The organism is Achromobacter aegrifaciens (assembly GCF_902859735.1).
In the GTDB taxonomy this organism is placed as follows: domain Bacteria; phylum Pseudomonadota; class Gammaproteobacteria; order Burkholderiales; family Burkholderiaceae_B; genus Achromobacter; species Achromobacter aegrifaciens.
The window spans coordinates 462,643-486,653 of sequence record NZ_CADIJY010000005.1; the positions used below are offsets into that span (position 1 = coordinate 462,643).

Consider the following 24,011-nt stretch of genomic DNA (forward strand, 5'->3'; position numbering starts at 1 on the left):
TGAGGCGCGGCTTTCCGTCTGGCCTAGACCACCGGCAACTGATTCGTCACGCAGTGAATCCCGCCGCCGCCTGACGCAATGGCGTCGATATCCAGCTGCACCACCTTGCGGCCCGGATACAAACGCGCCAGCAGGTCGCGCGCCTTCGCGTCTGCTTCCGCATCGCCGAATTCCGGTGCAATGACGGCGCCGTTGATAACGAAGTAGTTGATGTAGCCCGCCGCGAAGTCGGAGTTGTCGCGCAGGAACTTGCTGCGCCGGGGCTTGAGCGGCGGGCTCATGGTGTGGATTTCCAGCGGCTTGCCGTCGGCATCCGTTGCGCGCCGGAGGATCTCCAGATGCTTGCGGGTCAGCGCGTAGTCGTAGGACTCGGGGTCCATGTCGAGGTTGGCGACGACGACGCCAGGGCGAGCGAAGCGGGCGTAGAAGTCGACGTGGGCATCGGTGATGTCCTTACCCTTGATGCCGGGCAGCCAGATGATCTTGCGCAGGCCCAGGCAGCGCTTTAGTTCTTCCTCGACTTCCGCCTTGCTCCAGCCGGGGTTGCGGTTGGAATTGATCCAGCTGCTTTCGGTCATGATGCCGGTGCCGCGGCCGTCGACTTCGATGCCGCCGCCTTCGCCGACCAGTTCGCTTTGCAGGTATTCGGTGTCCGTGACCTCGGTGGTTTCAGCGGCGATCTTGGCGTCGGCGGTGTGGCGCTGCTTGTTGCCCCAGCCGTTGAAGTTGAAGTCCACGCGGGTGGCCGCGCCCCGCCCGTCGAGCACGAAGTTGGCGCCGATGTCGCGCATCCAGATGTCATCCAGGCGGGTTTCGACGAAGCTGACGTTGTCGGCGCCGCAATGGCGTTCGGCCAGGCTGCGTTCGCGGGCGCGGCAGAACACGGTGACGGGCTGGTGGGCGGCGATGGCGCGGGCGATGCGGCCGAGCGCGGCCTGGACGTCGGCGGTGAAGTCTTCCCAGATGGCGTCCTGGGCGCCGAAGGCGATGAAGGCGCGGGCCTGGGGCGCGCCTTCGTCGGGCATGTGCCACCGGGGCGCTGGCGCCGCCCGTGCGCCGGGGGCGAGCAGACCCAGGCCCAGCGAGGCGGCGGCCTGGACGCCCATGAGCGTGGCGGTGTGTTGGATGAGTTGGCGGCGGGTGGGCACGTCGGGCTCCTGTAATTCTGGAAGATCGATAAAAAATGGTTATGTTTGAGTCAAAGGTGCGCACCTCTTGAATTGCAGTGTATTTCCCGCCTGACCGCGCGGACTAGCGATATATTTAGTGGAATTCTGATTAGCAGGGCTTATTGATATGCTCAAGCAATGGCCTCCCCTGAACGTGCTGCGCGGCTTCGAGGCGGCCGCCCGGCTGGGCAGCTTCCATAAAGCGGCTGACGAGCTGCATCTAACGCAGTCGGCGATCAGCCAGCAGGTGCGCAGCCTGGAGGACTATCTGGGCCAGCCGCTGTTTTTCCGCCAGGGCCGCGCGGTGTCGCTGACGGATGCGGGCTGGGATCTGCTGGGCACGACGCAGGCCATGCTGCAGCAGTTGGCAGCCGGCATCCGCAGGCTGGACCAGTATCGCAAGCCGAACCAGCTGATCGTGAACACCAGTCCGGCGTTTTCGCGGCACTGGCTGCTGCCCAGGCTGGAAGCCTTCCGCACCCTGCATCCCGAGGCGGACCTGTGGCTGTACACCAGCGATGCCGCGCCGGACATGGGCAAGCAGACCATAGACATCGCGCTGCGCGACGACCTGGGCCCACAGGCCGATTGCGCGTTCCGCGTGCTGGTCGAGGACCGCATGTATCCAGCCTGCCACCCTCGCCTGTTGGCGGCCGAGACGCGCGCCACGCTGCATGGCGAACGCGAGATGGATTGGAGCCATTGGGAAACGCAAGGCGGCACCGACGTGGGCCAGCGCGGCCAGGGCATGAATTTTTCCGACCCTGGCCTGTTGCTGGATGCGGCGCGCGAGGGCCTGGGCATGGCGCTGGTCAGCAGCTTGCTGGCCGACCGCTCGCGCCGCGATGGCTCGCTGGCGGCGTTGACGGAGCAGACCGTGCGCGGTCCGAAATGGGCGTTGCTGGTGCATCGGGACAGCGAGGACGATCCGCTGACGCGCGCGTTCTGCGAGTGGGTGTCCGAAGAACTGGACGCGTCGCGCGAGGACGGCGGCGCGGCAGCCTAGGCCTTGTCTCTCAGGTTGCGATTTTCATCACGGTGTTAAGTTGTAGACCCATCGCCACATGCGGCGCATTCCAGAGCAAGAGATTCCTCGATGTCCCATTTGCAATCTACGCGTCCCGTCGCGCTGGTCACGGGCTCTACCTCCGGCATAGGCGAGGCCATTGCCCGCCGCCTGTCGCGGGACGGTTATGCGGTGGTCGTGCATTCACGCCGTTCGGCTGAAGCCGGCCATGCCTTGGCGCGCGAGCTGGGCGATGCTGTCTACGTGCAGGCGGATCTGGCGAACGATGCCGACCGGGTCCGGCTGGTCCGGGAAGCCGTCGGGGCATGGGGGCGGTTGGACTTGCTGGTCAACAACGCTGGAATCAGCCAAGTCATTCCCCATGCGGACCTGGCCGCGGCCACGCCGGACATCTGGCATGCATTGCATGAGGTCAACGTGGTGGCGCCGTTTCGCCTGGTGGCCGAAGCGCAGGCCGCGTTGCAAGCGGCGGCGGCGCATGGCCGGCCGGCTTGCGTGATCAACGTGAGTTCGCACGCGGGTATCCGGCCCAAAGGCGCTTCCATTCCCTATGCGGCGACCAAGGCGGCGCTCAACCATGTGACGCGCTTGCTCGCGCTTTCGCTGGCGCCGCATATCCGCGTGAATGCGGTTGCGCCGGGCCTGGTGGACACGCCGATGACGGCCGATTGGACGCAGGCGCAAGCCTTGTGGCGCGACAAGGCGCCGATGCGCCGGGCGGCCAGTCCGGAGGATATCGCGCAGGCGGTCTCCATGCTTGCCGCGTCGGATTATCTGACCGGCGAGATCCTGCTTTCCGATGGCGGATTGAATCTCACGTAGCAGCGCAAACCGCACGGGCATCGCAGCCCTTGGGAAGCCGGCTTGCGCGCCCTGCCGGCGTCGACGCCGGCCTTACTTCTGCGCGTACTTCTTGCTGGCTGTGTCGTAGGCGTAGACGACGGCATCGCCCGCGCCCAGTTGGCGGGTCTTGTCCGGGCCGGCGATTTCCGTGCCGCTGCGTTTGACGGTCACGCGCGGCATGTCGCTGCCGCCATGCGCGGAGAAGACCAGTTCGCCCGAGCTGGCCACGCAAGGCATGACGTCGCCTTCGGCGCAGGCCGCGCTATTGTCTTCGCCGGTATTGATGCTGCCCACATAGGTCCAGCCCGCGCCTTCGTCCGGACCCGCCGGATTGAAGACCAGCAGCGCGTAGCCGCTGAAGCTGATGCCGTTGTCGAAGCCTTCGGTGGGCACGGCCAGCAGCAGCTTGCCGGCGGGCGTGCGGTACTCCACCGGCTTGCGGCGGGTGTCGACGTCTTCCGGCTTTTCGTAGGCGCCGAACTCGCCGACCGAGTGCTTCATGCCGCGGAACTTCCAGGGACGTTCGGGCGTGGCGCCGGTCAGCGTGTACGTGGCTTCGGCCAAGTTGACCGGGGTGCCGGGGCCGACCTCGTCTTCGCCCGGCTTGCCGTAGCGTTCGCGCGTGTCCCAGGTGAAGCCGGTGTAGTAGCGCGTGCCGCCCAGTTCGAAGGCGTGGCCGAACCAGAAGGTGGCGATGCTGCCGTTGGCGACTTCGTAGGAATCGGCGCCCTTGCCGTCGATCTGGTAGATGGAATACATCACCGTCGGCGCATCGGGCGGCGCGATGGCGGCGGCCTGGGCGGTGGGCGGCAGCGCCGCCGCGCTGGTGGATTCGGCGGCGGTTGCGGCGGGGCCGGACATGGCGGCCAGGGCGGATGCCAGCAGGCCGGCCATGGCCGTGCGGCGCAGGCGGCCGCGGATGCTGGAGTGGGAACTGGCGCTCAGAGTGGTTTTCATGTTTTGGACAGCTTCTTGTGGGCCTGTGGCCGGATGTCGTTCTTGGTCCTGATGGCGGCATGCCATTGTGTGCGGCGTCATGCTAATGGGCTGTCGTTGCGGGCGCCGGACAACAATTTGCCAATTGTGTCGGACTGCAAAGTTGAGATGCTTATGCGGTCTGACTTGACATGCTACGTGAGAGCGGGAGGTCGTGGCGAGTCGGCTAGACCTGACGAATGCACAGACTACTAGCGTGATTAAGCGGCTTCTGACAGGAGTGTTGTACGTGCTCCTGGCCTTGGCCTTGCCTCATGTCTACGGCACCAGACGGTGCTTCTGTGTTATGAAGCTGTGGTTCTCAACGCTTATCCGAAACATCCTTTTGATGCCATACTCTTCGAAAGACTCAGCTTATGGACCGGTTGTGGTGCTACGAGGCCAACACAAAGGAAGAATAGGCTATTACGATGACGACACATCACACCGTGGAAGGCGATGCGCGGTTGTCATGTTTGCATCTCCACTTATTGCACCGTACCACTCCTATATCCCCATCCATTATCTTGACGCTCCAAATACGCAGCAACTGATGGCACGGTTCGACAAGTTGCTTAGGCTGTTGTCACCATACTATGGTGATGCCGTTCAAGGAGATGCTCGAGTAGAAGTTCTGGAAGAGTTTACCTACGTGTCTACGTTGCTCAATGATCGTATGTTCTCTGCTCAGTTTGAAAAGGGGCCGAAAGGCGCCAGAGTATTCATCTCACACTCTTCGACTGACAAGAGTTTTGTCCGTGGCCTTGCGGTCGACCTTTCTGCGCTTGGTCATCAACCCTGGCTTGACGAATGGGAAATACTTGCTGGAGAGTCGATCGTTGAAAGGGTGGGTGCTGGAGTCGAAGACGCAGACTTGGTGATCGTAGTTCTTTCACGACATGCAATAGCATCTCAGTGGGTAGAAAACGAATGGCAGGCCAAGTACTGGACGGAGGTGCGCGAGCGAAGGGTGGCAGTCATCCCTGTCGTTATCGACGACTGCGAAATTCCAATCCTGCTTCGCACGAAGAAGTACGTAGATTTTAGAGAGAACTATGCGTCAGCCTTGGAACTATTGTCTAAGTCTATTGCTGCGCACTATGGAAAAAAGCTAGCGGGATAACTTTTTCGAGTCAAAACGGGCACTGCTATCGCAGTGCCCATACCTGGCGCTTTCTCTCAGTACGTCGCCCGCAGATTCAGCATCACGCTGCGCGGCTCGCCGTAGTAGTTCGAACCATACGCTGCCCACACGCGCTGGTAATAGACCTTGTCGAACAGGTTGTTCACCGTCAGCGTGCCTTCCAGGTGCTTGTTGAAGCGGTAGCCGGCTTGCGCGGACACGGTGGTGTACGGACGCTGCTCGAACTTCACCGGGCCGTTCAGGCGGTACATGCTGCTGACGCTGCGCACGCCCGCGCCCAGCGACAGGCCTTCCAGCGTGCCGGTGGCGAAGGTGTACTTGGTCCACAGGTTGAAGGTGTGGCGCGGCGTGATGAAGGCGTACTGCTGCGACTTCTGTTCTTCCGTTCCCTTCAGGGTCTTGGTGGTGGTGTAGGCGTAGCCGGCGGTGATGTCCCAGCCTGGCGCGGGGCTGCCGCTGATTTCGGCCTCGAAGCCCTGGCTGCGCATCTTGCCTGCGGCCATGGAGAACAGCGGATTGTTCGGGTCCGTCATCGAGCGGTTCTCGTCTTCCATGCGGAACAGCGCGGCGTGGCCGTTCAGGCGCTTGTCCAGGAATTCGCCCTTCAGGCCGATCTCGAACTGCTTGCCGGTGCGCGGGTCCAGCAGCTGGCCGTTGACGTCGGTGACGGTCTGCGGCGTGAAGATGCTGGTGTAGCTGGCGTAGGCCGACAACTGCTCGTTCAGGTCCACCACCAGGCCCAGATAGGGCGTGAACTTGCCGTTGATCTTGTCGCTGGTGTTGGTGAACTGGTTGAAGTACGCGTTGCGGTTTTGCGTGCGGTTTTCCCACCAGGTGAAGCGGCCGCCAGCGATGATGGTGGCCGCGTCGGTCACGCGCAGATTGGTGCGCGCATACAGGCCGTACTGGTCGGTCTTGCTGTCGTTGCCGTTGGTGAACTGGTAGTCCGGCTTGGGGATGTTGTTGTTGGGGTGGTAGAGGTTGGTGTCGGCGTTGTCGCCGCCGCCGTAGCGGAAGTTCTTGTGGACGTTGCGGTAGTCGGCGCCCACGGTGAGCTCGTGCTGGCGGCCGAAGGCTTCAAAGGGCGTGGCGACGAAGGCGTCCAGGCCGTAGGTCTTCCAGTTGCTGCGGTACTTCCAGCTGACGAGGCAGGTGTCGCCGGTGATCGGGTCCACTGCGCAGTCGGACCAGCCGAACTCGCGGCTGGGCTCGTCCTGTTCGCGGTAGATGCCGCTGACCTTGATGCGTCCGCCATTGGCCAGGCGGTGGTCCACGTCGGCGAAGTACTCGGTGACTTCCTCGGTGATGTGGTTCCAGCTGGGGTCCAGGTTGGTGGAACGGCGCACGTCCAGCAAGCGGCCGTCGGTGTAGCCGGGCAGGCCGAAGAAGGGGCGGCCCTTGTATTGCTGGTAGGTGGCGCCGGCGGTCAGGACGGTGTCGGGCGTCAGGTCGAAGCTCAGGGTGCCGTAGAACAGCGGCTTCTCGGTGTACACGCCGTCGACGAAGGATTTGCGGTCGTCATAGGACGCCACCAGGCGGCCGCGCAGGCGCCCATCGCTGTCCAAAGGGCCGGTGATGTCGGCCTCGGTGTAATAGCGGTCCCAGGAGCCCGTCATGACCTGGCCGCTGAAGGCGAATTCCTTCTGCGCGCGCTTGCGCACCAGGTTCACGGTACCGCCGGGATCACCCGCGCCCTGGTACAGGCCCGAAGGTCCGCGCAGCACTTCGATGTGGTCGTAGATGGCCAGTCCGAAGCCCGAGGACAGGTCGTTGCCGGTGCTGGCCGGCGTGTTCACGCCGTCGACCTGGATCGTGTCCAGCGCATAGCCGCGTGAGTAGAAGTTGCCATGGTTGCCGCCGATGCTGCCCGCTTCCACCGTGATGCCGGTGACGGTGCGCATGGCGTCGTCCAGCGTGGTCAGGTTCTGGTCGTCCAGCAGCTGGCGCGTCACCACCGAGACCGATTGCGGGATCTCGCGCAGGCTTTGCGCGTTCTTGCCGATGGTGACGGCGGGGGCGGTGTAGGACCCCGTGCCTTCGGTGACGGTGAGGTCGCGGCCGGTGACCGTCACGGGCGCCAGGGTGGTGGCATCGCCGGTGGATGCGTCGGCCGGCCGCCGCACCACGAAGCCCGAGCCGCTCTGCACGGCCACCAGGCCGCTGCGCGCCAGCAGGCGGTTCAACGCGACCTGCGGGGTCATGGAGCCGGATACGGCGGGGGCGTTCAGGCCGGCCACCACGTCGGGGCTGAACAGCACCTGCAGCTGCGCCTGCCGGCCCAACGCCACCAGCGCGTCGGCCAGGCTGCCGGCGGGCAGGTCGAAGCTTTGCGCGACGGCGCTTTGCGCATGGGCCGCGGATGGCGCCAGCGCCTGGACCGCCAGCGCGGCGCTCATGGACAGCGCGCACAGCAGCGCGTAACGGCCGGCGCTCAGCCGACGATGAAAATGGCGTTGCGCCATGGACTTTCCCCAGTCTGGAAGTGGATCTTCAACTGGGGAAGACGCGCCAGCCGCCAAAACCCGAACCTGTCTAATTAAAAATAATTCTTAATTCTTGTCTTCAGCGGCTGCCGATCACCGCGGCGCCGTCCGGCCGCCGGTTTACCGTCACCGGCAACAGGCCGGGCAGCATGTCCAGGACGGCGTCCGGCTGGCGCAGATCCAGCGTGCCGGACAGGCGCAAGCCCCGGGCGCGCTCGTCGGCGAAGCGCAGCGGCGTGTCGCGGTACAGGGCCAGATAGCCGGCCAGCTGCTGCAAGGTGGCGTCGTGCATCACCGCCACGCCGCCCTGCCAGGCGCCGATCTCGCTGGCGGGCACCTGCTGGCGGCGCAACAGCCGCGCGTCGGCGCGCGACAGCAGCACCGTGTCGCCGGCCTGAAGCGTCTGCGCGGCGGGCGCGTTGGCGCCTTGGGCGTTCAGTCTGACTTCGCCGCTGCGCACGCCGACCTGCAGCACGTCGGGCAGCAGCAGCACGTTGAACTCGGTGCCGATGTCGCGCAGTTCCGCGTCGCCCGCGGCCACGATCAGCGGCCGGCGGTCGGGGGCGGCATCGATGTAGACCTCGCCGCCCTCGACGCGGATATGGCGTTCGGCCATCGTGTAGCGCACGCTCACGCGGGTGCCGACGTTGGCGTGCAGCCGGGTGCCGTCGGAGAGGTCCAGGCTGCGGGTCTGGGTGGACGCGTTGGCTATGGTCTCGTAGCTGATGGGCACGTATTGGTAGGCGGCGGCCGTGACAAGCAGCATCGCGGCCAGCGCACCGCCCCAGCGCAGGAAGGCGGGGCGCCGCGTCGGCGCTGACCACGCGCGGGGCGGGGACTGCGGCCGGCTGCGCGACGGGTTCTGCGTGTGGCTGGCCGGCTGCGAGTGCACCCGCGCGGCGTCCGGGCGCGGCAGCGCCGCCATGTCCTCCCACACCAGCTCGAGCCGCTCGTACTCTCGCCGATGCTCGGCCGAAGCTTGCAGCCAGGACTGGAAAGCTTGTTCGGCGCCGGCGTCGGACGCGCGCTCCCGGCGGCGCATGAACCATGCGCTCGCGGCCTCTTCGACAGCGGACAAAGGTAGGGATCGGGTCATGGCGTTTCGCCGTGGACACGGCGCTTGCAGTGCGCCAGCGCCAGTTGCAGGTGCTTCTCGACCGCTCGCACGCTGATGCCCATGTGGTCGGCGATGTCCTCGCAACGGAGCTCATCATACCGATAAAGCAGGAAGGCCTCGCGCTGGCGCGGCGGCATCTCGTCGATGGCGGCCTGCAGCAGGCGCAGGCGCTGGCTGGCGTCGGCGCGCGCTTCGGGTTGCAGGCCGGCGGGGGCAGCCAAGCCGACTGCCGTGGGCTCGAAACCCTGGTTGTCCAGGCTGGCCACCACATGTTCATCGCGCACGCTCTCGCGGCGCCAATGGTCGCGCAGCAGGTTGCGGGCGATCTCGTACAGATAGGCGCGCGGCTTCTCCGGCGGCGTGGCGCCGTCATGCGCCGCCAGCCATTTGGCGAAGGTCTCCTGCGCCAGGTCCTGGGCAGCCTCGGGCGAACGCTTGAGCTGCCGGTTCAGGAAACCGACTAGCTCCGCGTTCCACGCCTTGTACGCCTCGGCGATCACGCCGAAGAACCGCTCCCCCATGATGCCCCTGTCGATGTCCGGCGCCGGGTTCTGTGACCTGGGCGCGTAGGCATGGCTTGATCAAATGATAATGATTCTTATTGTATCAAGATTATCAAACGCTGCTGCCGGGGAGCGACGCGGCGAGGAATAGGCGGGGCAATTCTGAAAAGATTGAAAGCACGACCGTGCAGGGCGCCGCCGGCAGAATGACCGGCTTGCCATGGGAAACGTACTCGATGGAGGCGGATGATATGAAGCAGCGAGATCTCTACGCGGAGCTTGCCGAGGGTTTCGACGCGCTGTTCACGGCGCGCACCGCATCAGGGCGCGTGCAAGCTCCTGAGCTTCCTCAGCTCCGGAAACCACCGCATCCACAACCCCGCCACGGCGATGGTGCCGACCCCGCCGATCACCACCGCCGGCACCGCGCCGAACGCCGCGGCCATGACGCCGGATTCGAATTCGCCCAGCTGGTTCGAGGCGCCGATGAATAGCGTGTTCACCGCGCTCACGCGGCCCAGCATATGGTCGGGCGTATTCAGCTGCACCAGGGACGAACGCACCACCACGCTGACCGCGTCCGCCGCGCCCAGCACCACCAGCGCGCCGATGGACAACGGGATCGAGGTCGACAGGCCGAACACCGTGGTAGCCAGTCCGAACAGGATCAACGCGCCGAACAGCAGCCGGCCCACGTGCTCGCCCAGGCTCAGGCGCGCCAGCGTCAATGACATCAGCGCGGCGCCGCAGGCGGGGGCGGCGCGCAGCGCGCCCAGCGCCCAGGGACCGGCGTTGAGGATGTCCTTGGCGAAGATGGGTAGCAAGGCCGTGGCCCCGCCCAGCAGCACGGCGAACAGGTCCAGCGACAAGGTGCCCAGCAGCAGGCGCCGCTGGAAGATGAAGGTGATGCCGGCGAACAGCGTGCGCCAGGTGGTCGGTTCCTTGCGCGGCGGCGCGCGTTCGATGACGAGCGTGGCGATGGACGCGAAGGCCGACAGGTACAGGGCCGCCGCCACGCAATAGATCCACCCTGCCCCCAGCCCGTAGCCGACGCCGCCCAGCGCAGGACCCGCGATCTGCGCGATCTGGCCGCCGGAGGACGCCAGCGCGGTCGCGCGCGGCAACCATTCGCGCGGCACCACGGCTGGGATCAACGTGGCCAGGGTCGGCGCTTCAAAGGCGCGGGCCGAACTCATGATGATGATGGTGGCGTAGATCAGCGTCTTGCCGCCCACGCCATGCAGGGCCGCGATCGCCAGCACCAGCGTGGCCAGCGCTTCCAGCGCCATGCACACCGCCACGATCTTGCGGCGGTCATAGCGGTCGGCCACATGGCCCACCACCAGGGTCAGGACCGCCATGGGCAGGAACTGCGCCAGGCCGATCAGCCCCAGGTCCAGCGCGCTGCCGCTCAGCGCATAGATCTGCCAACCCACCGCGACCGAAACGATCTGAAAGGCCAGCGACGCGCCGATGCGCGCGAACAGGTAATGCAGGAAGGCGGGGCGTTGAAGCGGACTGGGAGAGTCGGGGGCAGGCATGGAGGATGGCGCGATGGGCGCGCGACGGGCGCCGGACCTCGCATTCTAGGGACAAGTCGCTGACGGGAAACTAAGAGCGGCTCATGTGTCCCCGGCGGGGTCCGCCGTCACGCCTTGGGCCAATACGTCCCAAAGCTCCACAAATTGCCTTCCGGATCGCGGCAAGCGAACTCGCGGCTGCCGTAGGCGGTGTCGTAGGGCGGGGTTTCGATGGTGGCGCCGCTGGCCTGGACTTGCGTGTGCAGGGCGTCGGGATCGTCCACGGCCAGATACAGCGCGTCGGTGCGGCGTCCTTGCAGGTCGCCCACCAGCTTGCCGTGGGCGTCGTCGCGGTCCGGGCCCAGCATCAGCATGGAACTGCCATAGGCCAATTCCGCATGTTGCACGGCGCCGTCGTCGCGGTAGACGGCGTGCTCGGTGAACCCCAGCACGCCGGTCAGCCAGCGGATCATCGCATCTGCGTCGCGGCAGCGCAGGGTCGGAAACAGGCGGGGCGCCGCCGATTCGGGTGACTTGGCACTCATCATGGGTACTCCCGTGGATAAGCAGGAGCGCCCATGATGCACCCGCGGGCGGCGCGGAGGATGACGATTTTGTTACTGCGCGCCTGGCTACTCGCCGATGGCGACCAGCTCGGCTCCTTCCGCCACCTGATCGCCCACGCCGTAGAACACTTCCGAGACCTTGCCGTCGGCGGGCGCGGAAATGGTGTGCTCCATCTTCATGGCTTCCATCACCAGCAGCGGCTGGCCCTTTTCCACGGTGTCGCCAGCCTTGACCGAGATCGAGATGATCTTGCCGGGCATGGGAGCCGTAAGGCCGCCGCCGTGTTCGCCCTGGGTGTCCTGCGAATGCGCCAGGGGATCGTACAGGTCCAGCACGTGCACGCCGCCTTCGCCGAAGACGTGGGCTTTTTCGGCGTGCAGCACGACGGTGCCGGCGCTTTCATGGCCGTCCAGCGTGATGCGCAGGCCATAGGCCAGGTTGGGGTTGGCGCTGGCGTGGGCGCGCCACAGGAAGGCTTGCGGGCCCGTGCCGCTGTCCAGGGTCCAGGCGCCGCCTTGGCGGGCGACGGTGACGTGGCGGGTCTCGCCGTTGTCCACCCATTGCAGCTGGCGCTGGTAGCGGCCGCCCAGGCGCCAGCCATCGCGCGAGTCCCAGGGATCGGCGGGCTGCTTGCCGCCGGCGGCGCCCGGCTGCGCCAGGCCCTGGCGCACCAGCACGGCGGCGCAGGCCAGCGCCAGCGTGGCGGGACTGGCGGCTTGGGGTTCGGGCAGCAGCGTGGCGCGCTGGCGTTCGATCAGGCCGGTGTCCAGGTCCGCGGCGGCGAAGGCGCTGTCCTGCATCAGGCGCGACAGGAAGGCCACGTTGGTCTGCACGCCCACGGCCTGCGTCTGGGCCAGGGCCTGCAGCATGCGGGCGCGGGCCTGGTCGCGGTCGGCGCCGTGCACGATCAGCTTGGCGATCATGGGGTCGTAGAACGGCGTGATGGTGTCGCCCATGCGCACGCCGCCGTCGACCCGGATGTCGCCGTTGGCGAACGCGGTGTGCGCCGGCAGCCCCAGGTAGGCCAGCGTGCCGATGGATGGCAGGAAGCCCTTTTCCGGATTCTCGGCGTAGATGCGGGCCTCGATGGCGTGGCCCTGGATGCGCAGGTCTTCCTGGCGCGCGGGCAGCGGCTGGCCGGCGGCCACGCGCAGTTGCCATTCGACCAGGTCGTGGCCCGTGATCATTTCGGTGACCGGGTGCTCGACCTGCAGGCGCGTGTTCATTTCCATGAAGTAGAACCGGCCGTCGGGTTCGGCGATGAACTCCACCGTGCCCGCACCCACGTAGCCCACGGCGCGCGCGGCGGCCACGGCGGCTTCGCCCATGGCGCGGCGGCGCTCTTCGGTCATGCCGGGCGCGGGGGCTTCCTCGATCACCTTTTGGTGGCGGCGTTGAACCGAGCAATCGCGCTCGAACAGGTAGACGCAGTTGCCCTGCGTGTCGGCGAACACCTGGATTTCGATGTGGCGCGGCTTCTGCAGATAGCGTTCGATCAGCACGCGGTCGTCGCCGAAGCTGGAGGCGGCCTCGCGCTGGCAGGAGGCCAGGGCGTCGAGGAACGCGCCCGACGATTCGACCACGCGCATGCCCTTGCCGCCGCCGCCGGCGCTGGCCTTGATCAGCACGGGGTAGCCGATGGCGTCGGCCTGGGTCTTGAGGAATTGCGGGTCCTGGTTGTCGCCGTGGTAGCCAGGCACCAGCGGCACGCCGGCCTTTTCCATCAACGACTTGGCGGCGGACTTGCTGCCCATGGCGGCGATGGCGGAGGCCGGCGGGCCGACAAAGGCGATGCCGGCTTTTTCGGCGGCTTCGGCAAAGGCTTCGTTCTCGGAGAGGAAGCCGTAGCCGGGGTGGATGGCGCCCGCGCCGGTATCGCGCGCGGCTTGCAGGATGGCGTCGGCGCGCAGGTAGCTGGCGCGCGGCTCGGAGCCGCCGATGTATACGGCCTGGTCGCAGGCGGCGACGTGGCGGGCGTTGGCGTCGGCGTCGGAATACACCGCGACGGTGCGGATGCCCATGCGGCGGGCGGTGGCGGCCACGCGGCAGGCGATTTCACCGCGGTTGGCAATCAGCAAAGTGTCGAACATGGATGTCATCCAGGCTGAAATTATTCTTGGGCTGCAATGGGGGCGGCCATGCCGTCCTACATGCGGAACACGCCGAACTTGGTGTCCTCGATGGGCGCGTTCAAGGCCGCCGACAAGGCCAGGCCCAGCACGCGGCGCGTGTCGGCCGGGGCGATGATGCCGTCGTCCCACAGCCGCGCGGTGGCGTAGTAGGGATGGCCTTCGCGTTCGTACTGTTCGCGGATCGGCGCCTTGAAGGCGGTTTCCTCATCTGCCGACCACTGACCGCCGCGGGCCTCGATGCCGTCGCGCTTGACCGTGGCCAAGACGCTCGCGGCCTGTTCGCCGCCCATGACCGAGATGCGGGCGTTGGGCCACATGAACAGCATGCGCGGCGAATAGGCGCGGCCGCACATGCCGTAGTTGCCAGCGCCGAACGAACCGCCGATCAGCACGGTGAACTTGGGCACGTTGGCGGTGGCCACCGCCGTCACCATCTTGGCGCCGTGGCGGGCGATGCCTTCGTTTTCGTACTTGCGGCCGACCATGAAGCCGGTGATGTTCTGCAGGAACACCAGCGGGATCTTGCGCTGCGCGCACAGTTCGATGAAGTGCGCGCCCTTCTGCGCGGACTCCGAGAACAGGATGCCGTTGTTGGCCACGATGCCCACGGGCATACCGTGGATGTGGGCGAAGCCGGTGACCAGCGTGGGGCCGAAGCGCGCCTTGAATTCGTCGAATTCGGAGCCGTCCACGATGCGCGCGATGACCTCGCGCACGTCATAGGGCTTGCGCGTGTCGGCGGGAATGATGCCGTTGAGTTCGCTGGGGTCGTAACGCGGCTCGCGCACGGGGATGGTCGCCAGCGGCTGCGGCTTCTTGCGGTTCAGGCGCGCGACGGCGTTGCGCGCCAGTTGCAACGCATGCATGTCGTTGGCGGCCAGGTGGTCGACCACGCCGGACAGGCGCGTGTGCACGTCGCCGCCGCCCAGGTCCTCGGCGCTGACTTCTTCGCCGGTGGCGGCCTTCACCAGCGGCGGGCCGCCCAGGAAGATGGTGCCCTGGTTTTTGACGATGATGGACTCGTCGCTCATGGCGGGCACGTAGGCGCCGCCGGCGGTGCAGGAGCCCATCACCACGGCGATCTGCGAAATGCCTTGCGAGGACATCTGCGCCTGGTTGTAGAAGATGCGGCCGAAGTGTTCGCGGTCGGGGAAGACCTCGTCCTGCTGCGGCAGGTTGGCGCCGCCCGAATCCACCAGGTAGACGCAGGGCAGATGGTTCTGCGCGGCGATTTCCTGCGCGCGCAGATGCTTCTTGACCGTCATCGGGTAGTAGGTGCCGCCCTTGACCGTGGCGTCGTTGCAGACGATCACGCATTCCGTGCCGGCCACGCGGCCGATGCCGGTGATGACGCCCGCGCCGGGGGCTTCGCCGCCGTACATGCCGTGAGCCGCCATCGGCGACAGTTCCAGGAACGGCGTGCCCGGATCGATCAGATGCTCGACGCGGTCGCGCGGCAGCAGCTTGCCGCGCGCCACGTGCTTGGCGCGAGCGGCTTCGCTGCCGCCCAGCGCGGTATGGGCCAGTTGCTGATTCAGATCGTCCAGCTGCGCCTGCATGGCCTGCGCATTGTCGGTGTAGTCCTGCGACCGCGGATTGATGCGGGATTCGATGATGGGCATGGGGTTCCACCCGTCCTGCTTGTTGGAAATTTGAAGGCGCTCGTGGAGCGGTTTGTCTCGCTGCCCGGTGGGCCGGGCATTCTTGTCGGTTAGGGGCACCGAAGAGGGATTTCGTTGCGCCTTTCCTGCACGGCGCGCGACCGACCCGTCGCGCTAAGACGCCATGCAAGAAAGGCGCAGCGGAATCCATCGAAAGCCGGGAGGCCGAAGCCTCCCGGCGTTGCGTCAGACCATCTCGATCGCCATGGCGACGGCTTCGCCGCCGCCGATGCACAGCGTGGCCACGCCGCGCTTGCCGCCGGTCTTGCGCAGCGCGCCGACCAGGGTGGCCATCAGGCGGGCGCCGGACGCGCCGATCGGGTGGCCCAGGGCGGTGGCGCCGCCGTGGACGTTGACCTTGTCATGCGGCAGCTTGAAGTCGGCCATGGCGGCCATGGTGACCACCGCGAAGGCTTCGTTGATTTCGTAGAGGTCCACGTCCTCGGCCTTCCAGCCGGTCTTGGCGAACAGGTTCTTCAGCGCGCCCACGGGAGCGGTGGTGAACCAGTTCGGCTCTTGCGAGTGCTGGCTGTGGGCGACGATGCGGGCCAGGGGCTTCACGCCCAGCTTTTCGGCGGTGGAGGCGCGCATCAGCACCATGGCGGCGGCGCCGTCGGAGATCGACGAGGAGTTGGCGGCGGTGACGGTGCCGTCCTTCTTGAAGGCGGGCTTGAGCGTGGGGATCTTTTCCGGCATGGCCTTGGTGGGGGCTTCGTCGGTGTCGATCACGGTGTCGCCCTTGCGGCCGGCCACGGTCACGGGGGCGATTTCCCACTTGAAGCTGCCGTCTTCCGACGCGGCGCGGGCGCGGCGCAGCGATTCCAGCGAGAACGCGTCCTGCTGTTCGCGGGTGAAGGAATACTTGGCGGCGCAGTCCTCGGCGAACACGCCCATGGCCTTGCCCTTGTCGTAGGCGTCTTCCAGGCCGTCCAGCGCCATGTGGTCATACACGGTGTTGTGGCCGTAGCGGTAGCCCTGGCGGCCCTTGAGCAGCAGGTAGGGCGCGTTGCTCATGCTTTCCTGGCCGCCGGCGACGACGATGTTGGCGCTGCCCGCGGCCAGCAGATCATGGCCGAACATGGCGGCCTTCAGGCCCGAACCGCAGACCTTGTGGATGGTGGTGCAAGCCACGCCCAGCGGCAGGCCGGCGCCCAGCGCTGCCTGGCGCGCCGGGGCCTGGCCCTGGCCGGCCTGCAGCACGTTGCCCATGATGACTTCTTCGACTTGCTCGGGCTTGATGCCGGCGCGTTCGACGGCGGCCTTGATGGCGATCGAGCCCAGCTCGTGCGCGGCCAGGCCGGACAAGGCGCCCAGCATGCCGCCCATGGGCGTGCGGGCGACGGAAACGATGACGATGGGATCTGACATGGCTAGCTCCTGTGAGGGTCGGGACAGCTCTGGGGTTACGAGGCCGCGGGTTCGCCCGTAGGGCGTTCCGGACGCAGGCGTCTGTCCGTATCGTAAGGGAAAAATTCTTCAATCCGGCCCTGCGCCACATGGGCGCGGCAGGCCTGCCACCACTCCGGTTCCAGCAGGTCGGAATGGTGACGCATGAAGGCGCCGCGCACGCGCGGGTCGCCTAGCAGAAAGCGTCCGAATTCTTCGGGAAAGACATCATTCGGGCCGATGGCATACCAGGGTTCGGACGCCAGCTCCGCCTCTTCGTTGGGGGCGGGCGGAATGCGCCGGAAATTCATTTCTGTCATGCGCTGGATTTCGTCGTAATCGTAGAAAACGACCCGGCCCAGGCGCGTGACGCCGAAGTTCTTGTAGAGCATGTCCCCGGGGAAAATATTGGCCGCCGCCAGTTGGCGGATGGCGTCCCCGTATTCGCGCACGGCCGGGTCCAGCAGCGCATCCGACGCCTGGCGCAGGTAGATGTTCAGCGGGGTCATGCGCCGTTCGATGTAGACATGGCGGATGACCACCGTGTCGCCGGTTTCCTCTATCAGGCTGGGCACCAGCCGGCGCAATTCTTCCAGCAGCGCGGGTGCAAAGCGTGCGCGCGGCAGCGCCACCTGTGAGTATTCCCAGGTGTCGGCCATGCGGCCGACGCGATCGTGCAGCTTCACCATCTGGTACTTGCGGCGCACGGTGGCATGGTCCATGCCGTCCTTGTCGATGCGGTCCTTGATGAGCTTGAACACGTAGGGATAGGACGGCAGCGTGAACACGCACATCACCATGCCCTTGATGCCGGGGGCGATGTCGAAGGCGTCGCGCGAATGGGCCAGGTGGTGCAGGAAGTCGCGGTAGAACAGCGTCTTGCCCTGCTTCTGCAGGCCGATCATGGTGTATAGCTCGGCCTTGGGCTTGCGCGGCAGCAGGCTGGACAGGAAATTCACCACCGCGGCCGGCGTTTCCATGTCCACCAGGAAATAGGCGCGAGTGAAGCTGAACAGCGTGCTCAGGTCGTCGGCGCCCAGCAGCAGCGCGTCCAGCACGACCTGGCCCGCCGGGTTGCGCATCAGCGCCACCGCAAAGGGATACACCGTGCCCTGGTTGATCAAGCGGCCGACGATGTAGGCGCCCTTGTTGCGGAAGAACAGCGAGCCCAGCGCGTGGATCTGGCAGTCGCTGGCGATGCGGCGGCCGACGTGGCGCGGCAGTATCGCGCGCAACTGCTTGACCGCGGCGCGCGCCAGCAGCCGGGTGTCGCGGGGCAGGTCTTCGAAGGGCAGCGCCAGCCCGAAGTCCGCCACCATGCGGATCAGGCTTTTTTCCAGCCCGTCGGTGGCGGGGTAATACACCCGGTACGAGGGGATGCTGCTGTCCAGGTAGTCGGTGGCGATGGCCGGGCGGACGAACAGGAAGGCGTTGTGGAAATAATCGCGGTGCAGGATGCGGCACGACACCGAGTTGAAAAACGTCTCGGCGCATTCGGGCTGGCGGTGGTCGCCCAGCAGGCCCACGAATTCCTGTTTGATCTGCTGCCAGAACGCGGTCTGCTCGTCGCTCAGGTTGGGTGCTGCGCTACCGTTGGCGCCCACCGCGCCTTCGGGGCGGCCGCGCAGCACGCCTTCCAGTTGGGTGGCGCATTCGCGCACCCGCATGTCGTAGTACTCGATGCGCTCGCGCGACAGGCGCTGGATGCCGTGCCAGTCGCCGGATTCGAACAGCGCCTTGGCGCGCTGGGCGCTGTAGCGGAACAGCGCGTAATGGCGGTCGAAGCCCGCCAGGATCAGCCGTGCGACGTCCAGCGGCGAGGGGCCCGGAGCGGGCGCCTGCTCGATGTGCTGGACGTCGGACATGCGGATCATGGCGGCGTCGCTCAGGCGGTTTCGTTGAACAGTTCGCGGCCGATCAGCATGCGGCGGATTTCGCTGGTGCCGGCGCCGATTTCGTACAGCTTGGCGTCGCGCCACAGGCGGCCCACCGGGTATTCGTTGATGTAGCCGTTGCCGCCCAGGATCTGCACGCCCTCGCCCGCCATCCAGGTGGCTTTCTCGGCGGTGTACAGGATCAGCGCGGCGCAGTCCTTGCGCACCTGGCGCACGTGCTCGGCGCCCAGGCGGTCCAGGTTCTTGCCGACCTGGTAGCAGAAGGCGCGGCTGGCCTGCAGCGTGGTGTACAGGTCCGCGACCTTGCCCTGGATCAGCTGGAATTCGCCGATGGCCTGGCCGAACTGCTTGCGGTCATGGATATAGGGGACGACCACGTCCATCACGGCCTGCATGATGCCCACCGGGCCGCCAGACAGCACCGCGCGTTCGTAGTCCAGGCCGCTCATCAGCACCTTGACGCCGCCGTTGACCTGGCCCAGCACGTTCTCTTCCGGGATTTCGCAGTCCTGGAACACCAGTTCGCCGGTATGGCTGCCGCGCATGCCCAGCTTGTCCAGCTTTTGCGCCACGGAAAAGCCCTTGAAGCCCTTTTCCACCAGGAAGGCGGTAATGCCGCGCTGGTGCGCTTCAGGATCGGTCTTGGCGTAGACCACCAGGGTGTCGGCGTCCGGGCCGTTGGTGATCCACATCTTGGTGCCGTTCAGCACGTAGCGGTCGCCCTTCTTGTCGGCGCGCAGCTTCATGCTGACCACGTCGGAACCGGCGCCCGGCTCGCTCATGGCCAGGGCGCCCACGTGTTCGCCAGAAATCAGCTTGGGCAGGTACCTGGCTTTCTGGGCGGCGGTGCCGTTGCGGTTGATCTGGTTCACGCACAGATTGGAGTGCGCGCCGTAGGACAGGCCGATGGAGGCGCTGGCGCGGGAGATTTCCTCCATCACGACCATATGGGCCAGATAGCCCATGTTGGCGCCGCCATATTCCTCGTCGGCCGTCATGCCCAGCACGCCGAGTTCGCCGAATTTGCGCCAGAGGTCCATGGGGAACTGGTCGCTGCGGTCGACTTCTGCGGCGCGCGGCGCGATCTCGGCCAGTGCGAAATTACGCACCGCGTCGCGCAGCATGTCCAGATCTTCGCCCAGGTCGAAGTTCAGGCCGGGAAGGTTCATCGCTGTCTCCGTGATAGTAGGTACTTACTATTTTGTGGGCGCCCGTGTCCGGCGCCAGCTTGCCGCGCGTGGCTCATGATGCGCCGATCGGCCATCGCCGCGCAATGATGCACTGCAAATATTACGTTTACGTAAACGTAAATTGGAGTCGGGTTATCCCTAGGTAATTCAACCCTGCCCAGGGAGTTGCGCTGAGTAAGATGCCAGCCGATCCTTGAATCCTGAATCATTGCGATGGAGTCTGCCGTGCTCGAACTATCCAACCTGGACGAAATTGTGGCGCTGCGGCGCGACATCCACATGCATCCGGAGCTTTGCTACGAAGAGCATCGCACGGCCAAAGTGGTGGCGGACACGCTGCGCGGCTGGGGCATCGAGACCCACACCGGCATCGCCAAGACCGGGGTGGTCGGCGTGATCAAGCGCGGCACGTCGGATCGCGCGATCATGCTGCGCGCCGACATGGACGCCCTGCCCATGCAGGAAGAGAACCAGTTCGAACACCGCTCGCGCCACGACGGCAAGATGCACGGCTGCGGCCACGACGGCCACACCGCCATGCTGCTGGCCGCCGCGCGCCATCTGCAGGCCGAAGGCGGCTTCGACGGCACCGTGTACCTGTGCTTCCAGCCGGCCGAGGAAGGCGGCGCGGGCGGCCGGGCCATGATCCAGGACGGCCTGTTCGAGCGCTTCCCCTGCGAAGCCGTGTTCGGCCTGCACAACTGGCCGGGGCTGCCCGCCGGATCCATCGGCGTCTGTTCCGGCCCGATGATGGCGGCCGCCAACGGTTTCAAGATCACCGTGCGCGGCAAGGGCGGCCATGCGGCCGCGCCGCAGGACTGCAGCGATCCGGTGCCGGCGCTGTTCGCCATCGGCCAGTCGTTGCAGACCATCCTCACGCGCAGCAAGCGTCCGCTGGACGCCGCCGTGCTGTCGATCACCCAGGTGCAGGCCGGCGGCAGCGTGATTAACGTCATCCCCAACAGCGCCTGGCTGGGTGGCTCGGTACGCGCTTACAGCACGGCGGTGGTCGACCTGATTGAACGCCGCATGAACGAGATCGCCGGCAACATCGCCGCCGCGCACGGCTGCGAGGCCGACGTGTTCTTCGAGCGCCGCTATCCGGCGCTGGTGAACACCGTGGCTGAAACCGAGTTCTGCATGGAAGTCATGCGCGAGGTCGTGGGCGAGGACAAGGCAATGGTGATCGAGCCGGCCATGGCCTCGGAAGATTTCGCCTTCCTGCTGCAGGAAAAGCCCGGCTGCTACGTGTTCCTGGGCAACGGCGACGGCGAGCACCGCATGGCCGGCCACGGCCTGGGTCCCTGCATGCTGCACAACGCCAGCTACGACTTCAATGACTCCCTGATTCCGGCTGGCGCGTCGTACTGGGTACGCCTGGCGCAACGCTATCTGGCCTGATGTGCTTCACGCCTTTCGTTTTATCTGACGCAGTGCCACGCAACATTACCAGGACGATATGAAGAAGAAGACATTGCTGATCAAGGCCGCGGGGGCGGCCTTGGCAATCATGGCCAGCGGCGCCATGGCGCAAAACTGGCCGGCCAAGCCCGTGACGCTGGTCGTGCCCTACACCGCCGGCGGCAGCGCCGATGCGATCGGACGCCGCCTGGGCGACGTCCTGCGCAAGGAAAGCAACGTAACCGTCATCGTCGAGAACAAGCCGGGCGCGGGCGCCTCCGTCGGCACCGACTTCGTGGCGCGCGCACAGCCGGACGGCACCACGCTGCTGCTGGCTTCCACCAGCCCGCTGACGATCTTCCCGCATCTGGCCAAGACCAACTATGACCCGATGAAGGACCTGGCGCCCGTGGCCAGCGTGGCGGTAGCGCCCGTTGCCATCGTCGCCACCAAGGCGCTGCCGGTGAAGGACTTCGCCGGCTTGATCGACTACGCCAAGTCGCATCCCGACGGCGTGCGCTACGGCACGCCGGGCCAGGGCACCGTGGCCCACATCGGCATGTCGGCCGTCACGGCGCAGACCGGCACCAAGATGCTGCACGTGCCTTACCGCGGCAACAGCCAGGCGCTGACCGACGGCCTGGGCGGCGTGGTCGAGCTGCTGGTGGTCAATAGCGACGTGGTGCTGCCGCACGTCGCCAGCGGTGCGCTCAAGCCGCTGGCCGTGATGGCGCCCGAGCGCCTGGCCGCATGGCCGGACGTGCCCACCATGGCGGAACTGAAGATGCCGCAGGCGCAGTACTACTCGAACTTCGGCGTGTTCGCGCCGGCCAATCTGCCGCCGGCCGTCGCGCAGCCGCTGCAGGCCGCCTTGGCCAAGGCGGTGGCCAGCGCCGAATTCCAGGAACTGCTGGCCAAGTCCTACCTGCAACCGGGCACCGCCACGGGCGAGGCCTTCGCCAAGCAGGTGCAGGCGGAATTCGCGAACAACGCGCGAGTCATCAAGGAAGGCAACATCAAGGCCGAATAAGCTCTGCCTGGCAAAAAAGCGCGCGACCCCTGGGGGTTAGGCGCGCTTTTTTTTTGAGCCGGCCCAAGACCGCGGACGCTTCGAGAGGCTTGCCGCAGCCTACGCGCTGCGCGGCCCGAACATGATCACCATCATTCCGGCCAGGCACAGCCCCACGCCCAGCCAGTCGCTCATGCTGGGCCGCACGCCGTCCACGGCCCACAGCCACAGCAGCGCCATGCCGATGTACACGCCGCCATACGCCGCATAGACGCGGCCCGAAGCCGTGGGGTGCAGCGTCAGCAGCCAGGCGAACAGCGCCAGGCTGGCGGCCGCCGGCGCGAGCAGCCAGATGGAATGGCCTTTGCGCAGCCAAAGATAAGGCAGATAGCAGCCGACGATCTCGGCCAGCGCCGTCAGGATGAACAGCGCGAGGGTTTGCAGGGCGCCCATGCGCGTCCCGCTAGGGCTTTTGCGCGAGCAGCTCGCGGCATTGCTGTTCCTGCTGCGCGATCTCGCGCAGGGTATCCTCGATGTCGCGGCGCTGTTGTTCCAGCGTGGAGCGGTGCTGTTCCAGCACGCTCAGGTACTGGCGCAGCTGGACCGCGGTGTCGCCCGGCCCGTCGTACATGTCGATCAAGGTCAGGATCTCGGACAATTGCAGGCCCAGGCGCTTGCCGCGCAGGGCCAGCTTCAGGCGCGTGCGGTCGCGCGGCCCGAAGATGCGGTTGCGTCCTTCGCGCGCCGGGCTGACGATCCCCTGGTCTTCATAGAAGCGGATCGTGCGGGGCGTGACGTCGAACTCGCGCGAGAGTTCAGAGATGGTCCAGGTTGACGGGGACATGCGGCGTGTGGCAGTTTACGTAAACGTAAATTATGATGACTTGACCCAATCGTCAAGCGTGGAGGAGAGGCAATGAATCCGAACGAACAGAAACTGCAGTACCCCTGGGCCGATTTCCAGCCCGAAGCCGGCCGTTCGCACGTGGTGGCGGATGGGGTCAAGTGGATCAGGATGCCTCTGCCGTTCGCGCTGGATCATATCAACCTCTGGCTGCTGCGCGACAACATCGACGGCCGCGACGGCTGGACCATCGTCGACTGCGGCATCACCCGCGATGAAGTGAAGACGCTGTGGGAACGCGTGTTCGAGACCGAACTCGAAGGCCTGCCGGTGCTGCGCGTGATCGTCACCCACATGCATCCCGACCACATCGGCCTGGCGCACTGGTTGTGCGAACGCTGGAATGCGCCCCTGTGGATGACGATGACGGACTTCATGGTGGCCTCGCTGTGGTCCTCGCGCCGCGGCGAAGCCGGCGGCGGCCCGGGCGGCCAATCGGCGGTGGACCACTTCGCGCGCCATGGCCTGACTGACCTCGACGCGCAGGAGCAGATCCGCCAGCGCGCCAATTACTACCCCAACCTGGTGCCCGCCGTGCCCGCGCGCTACACCCGCATCCTGCATGGCGACGCGGTGCGCATCGGCGGGCGCGACTGGCGCGTCATCGTGGGCTATGGCCACGCGCCTGAACACGCGTCGCTGTATTCCGCCGACCTGCGCGTGCTGATCTCCGGCGACATGGTGCTGCCGCGCATTTCCACCAACGTCAGCGTGTTCGACTACGAGCCCGACGCCAATCCCCTGCCGCTGTACCTGCGCTCGCTGGACGGCTACGCCGATCTGCCCGAGGACACGCTGGTGCTGCCTTCGCATGGCCGCCCTTTCAAGGGCCTGCACGAGCGCATCGCGCAACAGCACGAACACCATCGCGACCGCTTGGCGGAAGTGCTGGAAGCCTGTGCGGTCCAGCCGCAATCGACCACCGACATCGTGCCGGTGCTGTTCAAGCGCAAGCTCGACCTGCATCAGCTGACCTTCGCCATGGGCGAGGCGCTGGCGCACCTGCATGCGCTGTATTTCGAAGGCAAGCTCAAGCGCGCGCTGGGCGCGGACGGCATCATGCGGTTTTCGGCTGCCTGAGCGCC

General features: G+C 66.2%; 20 protein-coding genes. 6 read left to right on the forward strand and 14 right to left on the reverse strand.

What is annotated here, in order from left to right; translation table 11 throughout:
• Positions 1-23 precede the first annotated feature (23 nt).
• Positions 24-1,148: an agmatine deiminase family protein gene (locus HV766_RS18270; RefSeq protein ID WP_175181644.1), complete on the reverse strand. Its 1,125-nt coding sequence runs from the start codon at positions 1,146-1,148 to the stop codon at positions 24-26.
• 148 nt (positions 1,149-1,296) lie between these two features.
• On the opposite strand from HV766_RS18270, the gene HV766_RS18275 reads away from it, so the two are divergent.
• Both HV766_RS18275 and HV766_RS18280 read left to right on the forward strand, forming a co-directional pair.
• A complete protein-coding gene (locus HV766_RS18275; protein ID WP_175181645.1) occupies positions 1,297-2,175 on the forward strand; it encodes a LysR substrate-binding domain-containing protein in 879 nt (292 codons plus the stop codon).
• Positions 2,176-2,265: 90 nt separating this feature from the next.
• Positions 2,266-3,018 carry an SDR family NAD(P)-dependent oxidoreductase gene (locus HV766_RS18280; protein ID WP_175181646.1) on the forward strand — a complete coding sequence of 251 codons (753 nt, stop codon included), beginning with the start codon at positions 2,266-2,268 and terminating at the stop codon, positions 3,016-3,018.
• A 72-nt stretch (positions 3,019-3,090) separates the two neighbouring features.
• Here HV766_RS18280 and HV766_RS18285 read toward each other — a convergent pair whose 3' ends face one another.
• Positions 3,091-3,996: a hypothetical protein gene (locus HV766_RS18285; protein WP_175181647.1), complete on the reverse strand. Its 906-nt coding sequence runs from the start codon at positions 3,994-3,996 to the stop codon at positions 3,091-3,093.
• A 490-nt stretch (positions 3,997-4,486) separates the two neighbouring features.
• Between HV766_RS18285 and HV766_RS18290 the strand changes: the two genes are divergently transcribed.
• Positions 4,487-5,137, forward strand: a complete 651-nt coding sequence (locus tag HV766_RS18290; RefSeq protein ID WP_175181648.1) for a toll/interleukin-1 receptor domain-containing protein — start codon at positions 4,487-4,489, stop codon at positions 5,135-5,137.
• A gap of 56 nt (positions 5,138-5,193) precedes the next feature.
• On the opposite strand, the gene HV766_RS18295 is transcribed toward HV766_RS18290, so the two are convergent.
• The 10 genes from HV766_RS18295 to HV766_RS18340 all read right to left on the reverse strand — a co-directional run bounded on the left by HV766_RS18295 (position 5,194) and on the right by HV766_RS18340 (position 19,591).
• Entirely contained in the window at positions 5,194-7,620 is a 2,427-nt protein-coding gene (locus HV766_RS18295; protein WP_054455637.1) for a TonB-dependent siderophore receptor, read from the reverse strand.
• Between the two features lie 100 nt (positions 7,621-7,720).
• Entirely contained in the window at positions 7,721-8,737 is a 1,017-nt protein-coding gene (locus HV766_RS18300) for a FecR family protein (protein WP_175181649.1), read from the reverse strand.
• Positions 8,734-9,279, reverse strand: coding sequence for an RNA polymerase sigma factor (locus HV766_RS18305; RefSeq protein WP_175181650.1), 546 nt, complete (start codon positions 9,277-9,279; stop codon positions 8,734-8,736). The genes HV766_RS18300 and HV766_RS18305 overlap by 4 nt, the downstream gene beginning before the upstream one ends.
• A 302-nt stretch (positions 9,280-9,581) precedes the next feature.
• The gene (locus HV766_RS18310) at positions 9,582-10,802 is read right to left on the reverse strand and encodes an MFS transporter (protein WP_175181651.1); all 1,221 of its coding nucleotides are present in this window, start codon (positions 10,800-10,802) and stop codon (positions 9,582-9,584) included.
• 107 nt (positions 10,803-10,909) lie between these two features.
• A complete protein-coding gene (locus HV766_RS18315) occupies positions 10,910-11,329 on the reverse strand; it encodes a VOC family protein (protein WP_225589257.1) in 420 nt (139 codons plus the stop codon).
• Between the two features lie 84 nt (positions 11,330-11,413).
• Positions 11,414-13,438: an acetyl/propionyl/methylcrotonyl-CoA carboxylase subunit alpha gene (locus HV766_RS18320; protein ID WP_175181652.1), complete on the reverse strand. Its 2,025-nt coding sequence runs from the start codon at positions 13,436-13,438 to the stop codon at positions 11,414-11,416.
• 56 nt (positions 13,439-13,494) lie between these two features.
• Entirely contained in the window at positions 13,495-15,102 is a 1,608-nt protein-coding gene (locus HV766_RS18325; RefSeq protein ID WP_175181653.1) for a carboxyl transferase domain-containing protein, read from the reverse strand.
• Between the two features lie 225 nt (positions 15,103-15,327).
• Positions 15,328-16,509: an acetyl-CoA C-acetyltransferase gene (locus HV766_RS18330; protein WP_054455626.1), complete on the reverse strand. Its 1,182-nt coding sequence runs from the start codon at positions 16,507-16,509 to the stop codon at positions 15,328-15,330.
• Between the two features lie 35 nt (positions 16,510-16,544).
• Positions 16,545-18,401, reverse strand: coding sequence for a bifunctional isocitrate dehydrogenase kinase/phosphatase (gene aceK, locus HV766_RS18335; protein ID WP_054455624.1), 1,857 nt, complete (start codon positions 18,399-18,401; stop codon positions 16,545-16,547).
• Positions 18,402-18,412: 11 nt separating this feature from the next.
• On the reverse strand, positions 18,413-19,591 hold the full coding sequence (locus tag HV766_RS18340; RefSeq protein ID WP_125471016.1) for an isovaleryl-CoA dehydrogenase: 1,179 nt from the start codon (positions 19,589-19,591) through the stop codon (positions 18,413-18,415).
• Between the two features lie 246 nt (positions 19,592-19,837).
• Here HV766_RS18340 and HV766_RS18345 point away from each other — a divergent pair, with 246 nt between their 5' ends.
• Together HV766_RS18345 and HV766_RS18350 are read left to right on the forward strand one after the other, a co-directional pair.
• Positions 19,838-21,013, forward strand: coding sequence for a M20 aminoacylase family protein (locus HV766_RS18345; RefSeq protein WP_082401115.1), 1,176 nt, complete (start codon positions 19,838-19,840; stop codon positions 21,011-21,013).
• 58 nt (positions 21,014-21,071) lie between these two features.
• Positions 21,072-22,043 (forward strand): Bug family tripartite tricarboxylate transporter substrate binding protein, encoded by a 972-nt coding sequence (locus tag HV766_RS18350; RefSeq protein WP_175181654.1) that lies wholly within the window; start codon positions 21,072-21,074, stop codon positions 22,041-22,043.
• A 99-nt stretch (positions 22,044-22,142) separates the two neighbouring features.
• On the opposite strand, the gene HV766_RS18355 is transcribed toward HV766_RS18350, so the two are convergent.
• Entirely contained in the window at positions 22,143-22,475 is a 333-nt protein-coding gene (locus tag HV766_RS18355; protein WP_054455615.1) for a YnfA family protein, read from the reverse strand.
• Between the two features lie 10 nt (positions 22,476-22,485).
• On the reverse strand, positions 22,486-22,866 hold the full coding sequence (locus tag HV766_RS18360) for a MerR family transcriptional regulator (RefSeq protein ID WP_054455614.1): 381 nt from the start codon (positions 22,864-22,866) through the stop codon (positions 22,486-22,488).
• A 72-nt stretch (positions 22,867-22,938) separates the two neighbouring features.
• Between HV766_RS18360 and HV766_RS18365 the strand changes: the two genes are divergently transcribed.
• Positions 22,939-24,006: an MBL fold metallo-hydrolase gene (locus tag HV766_RS18365; RefSeq protein ID WP_119449837.1), complete on the forward strand. Its 1,068-nt coding sequence runs from the start codon at positions 22,939-22,941 to the stop codon at positions 24,004-24,006.
• The last annotated feature ends 5 nt before the right edge of the window (positions 24,007-24,011 follow it).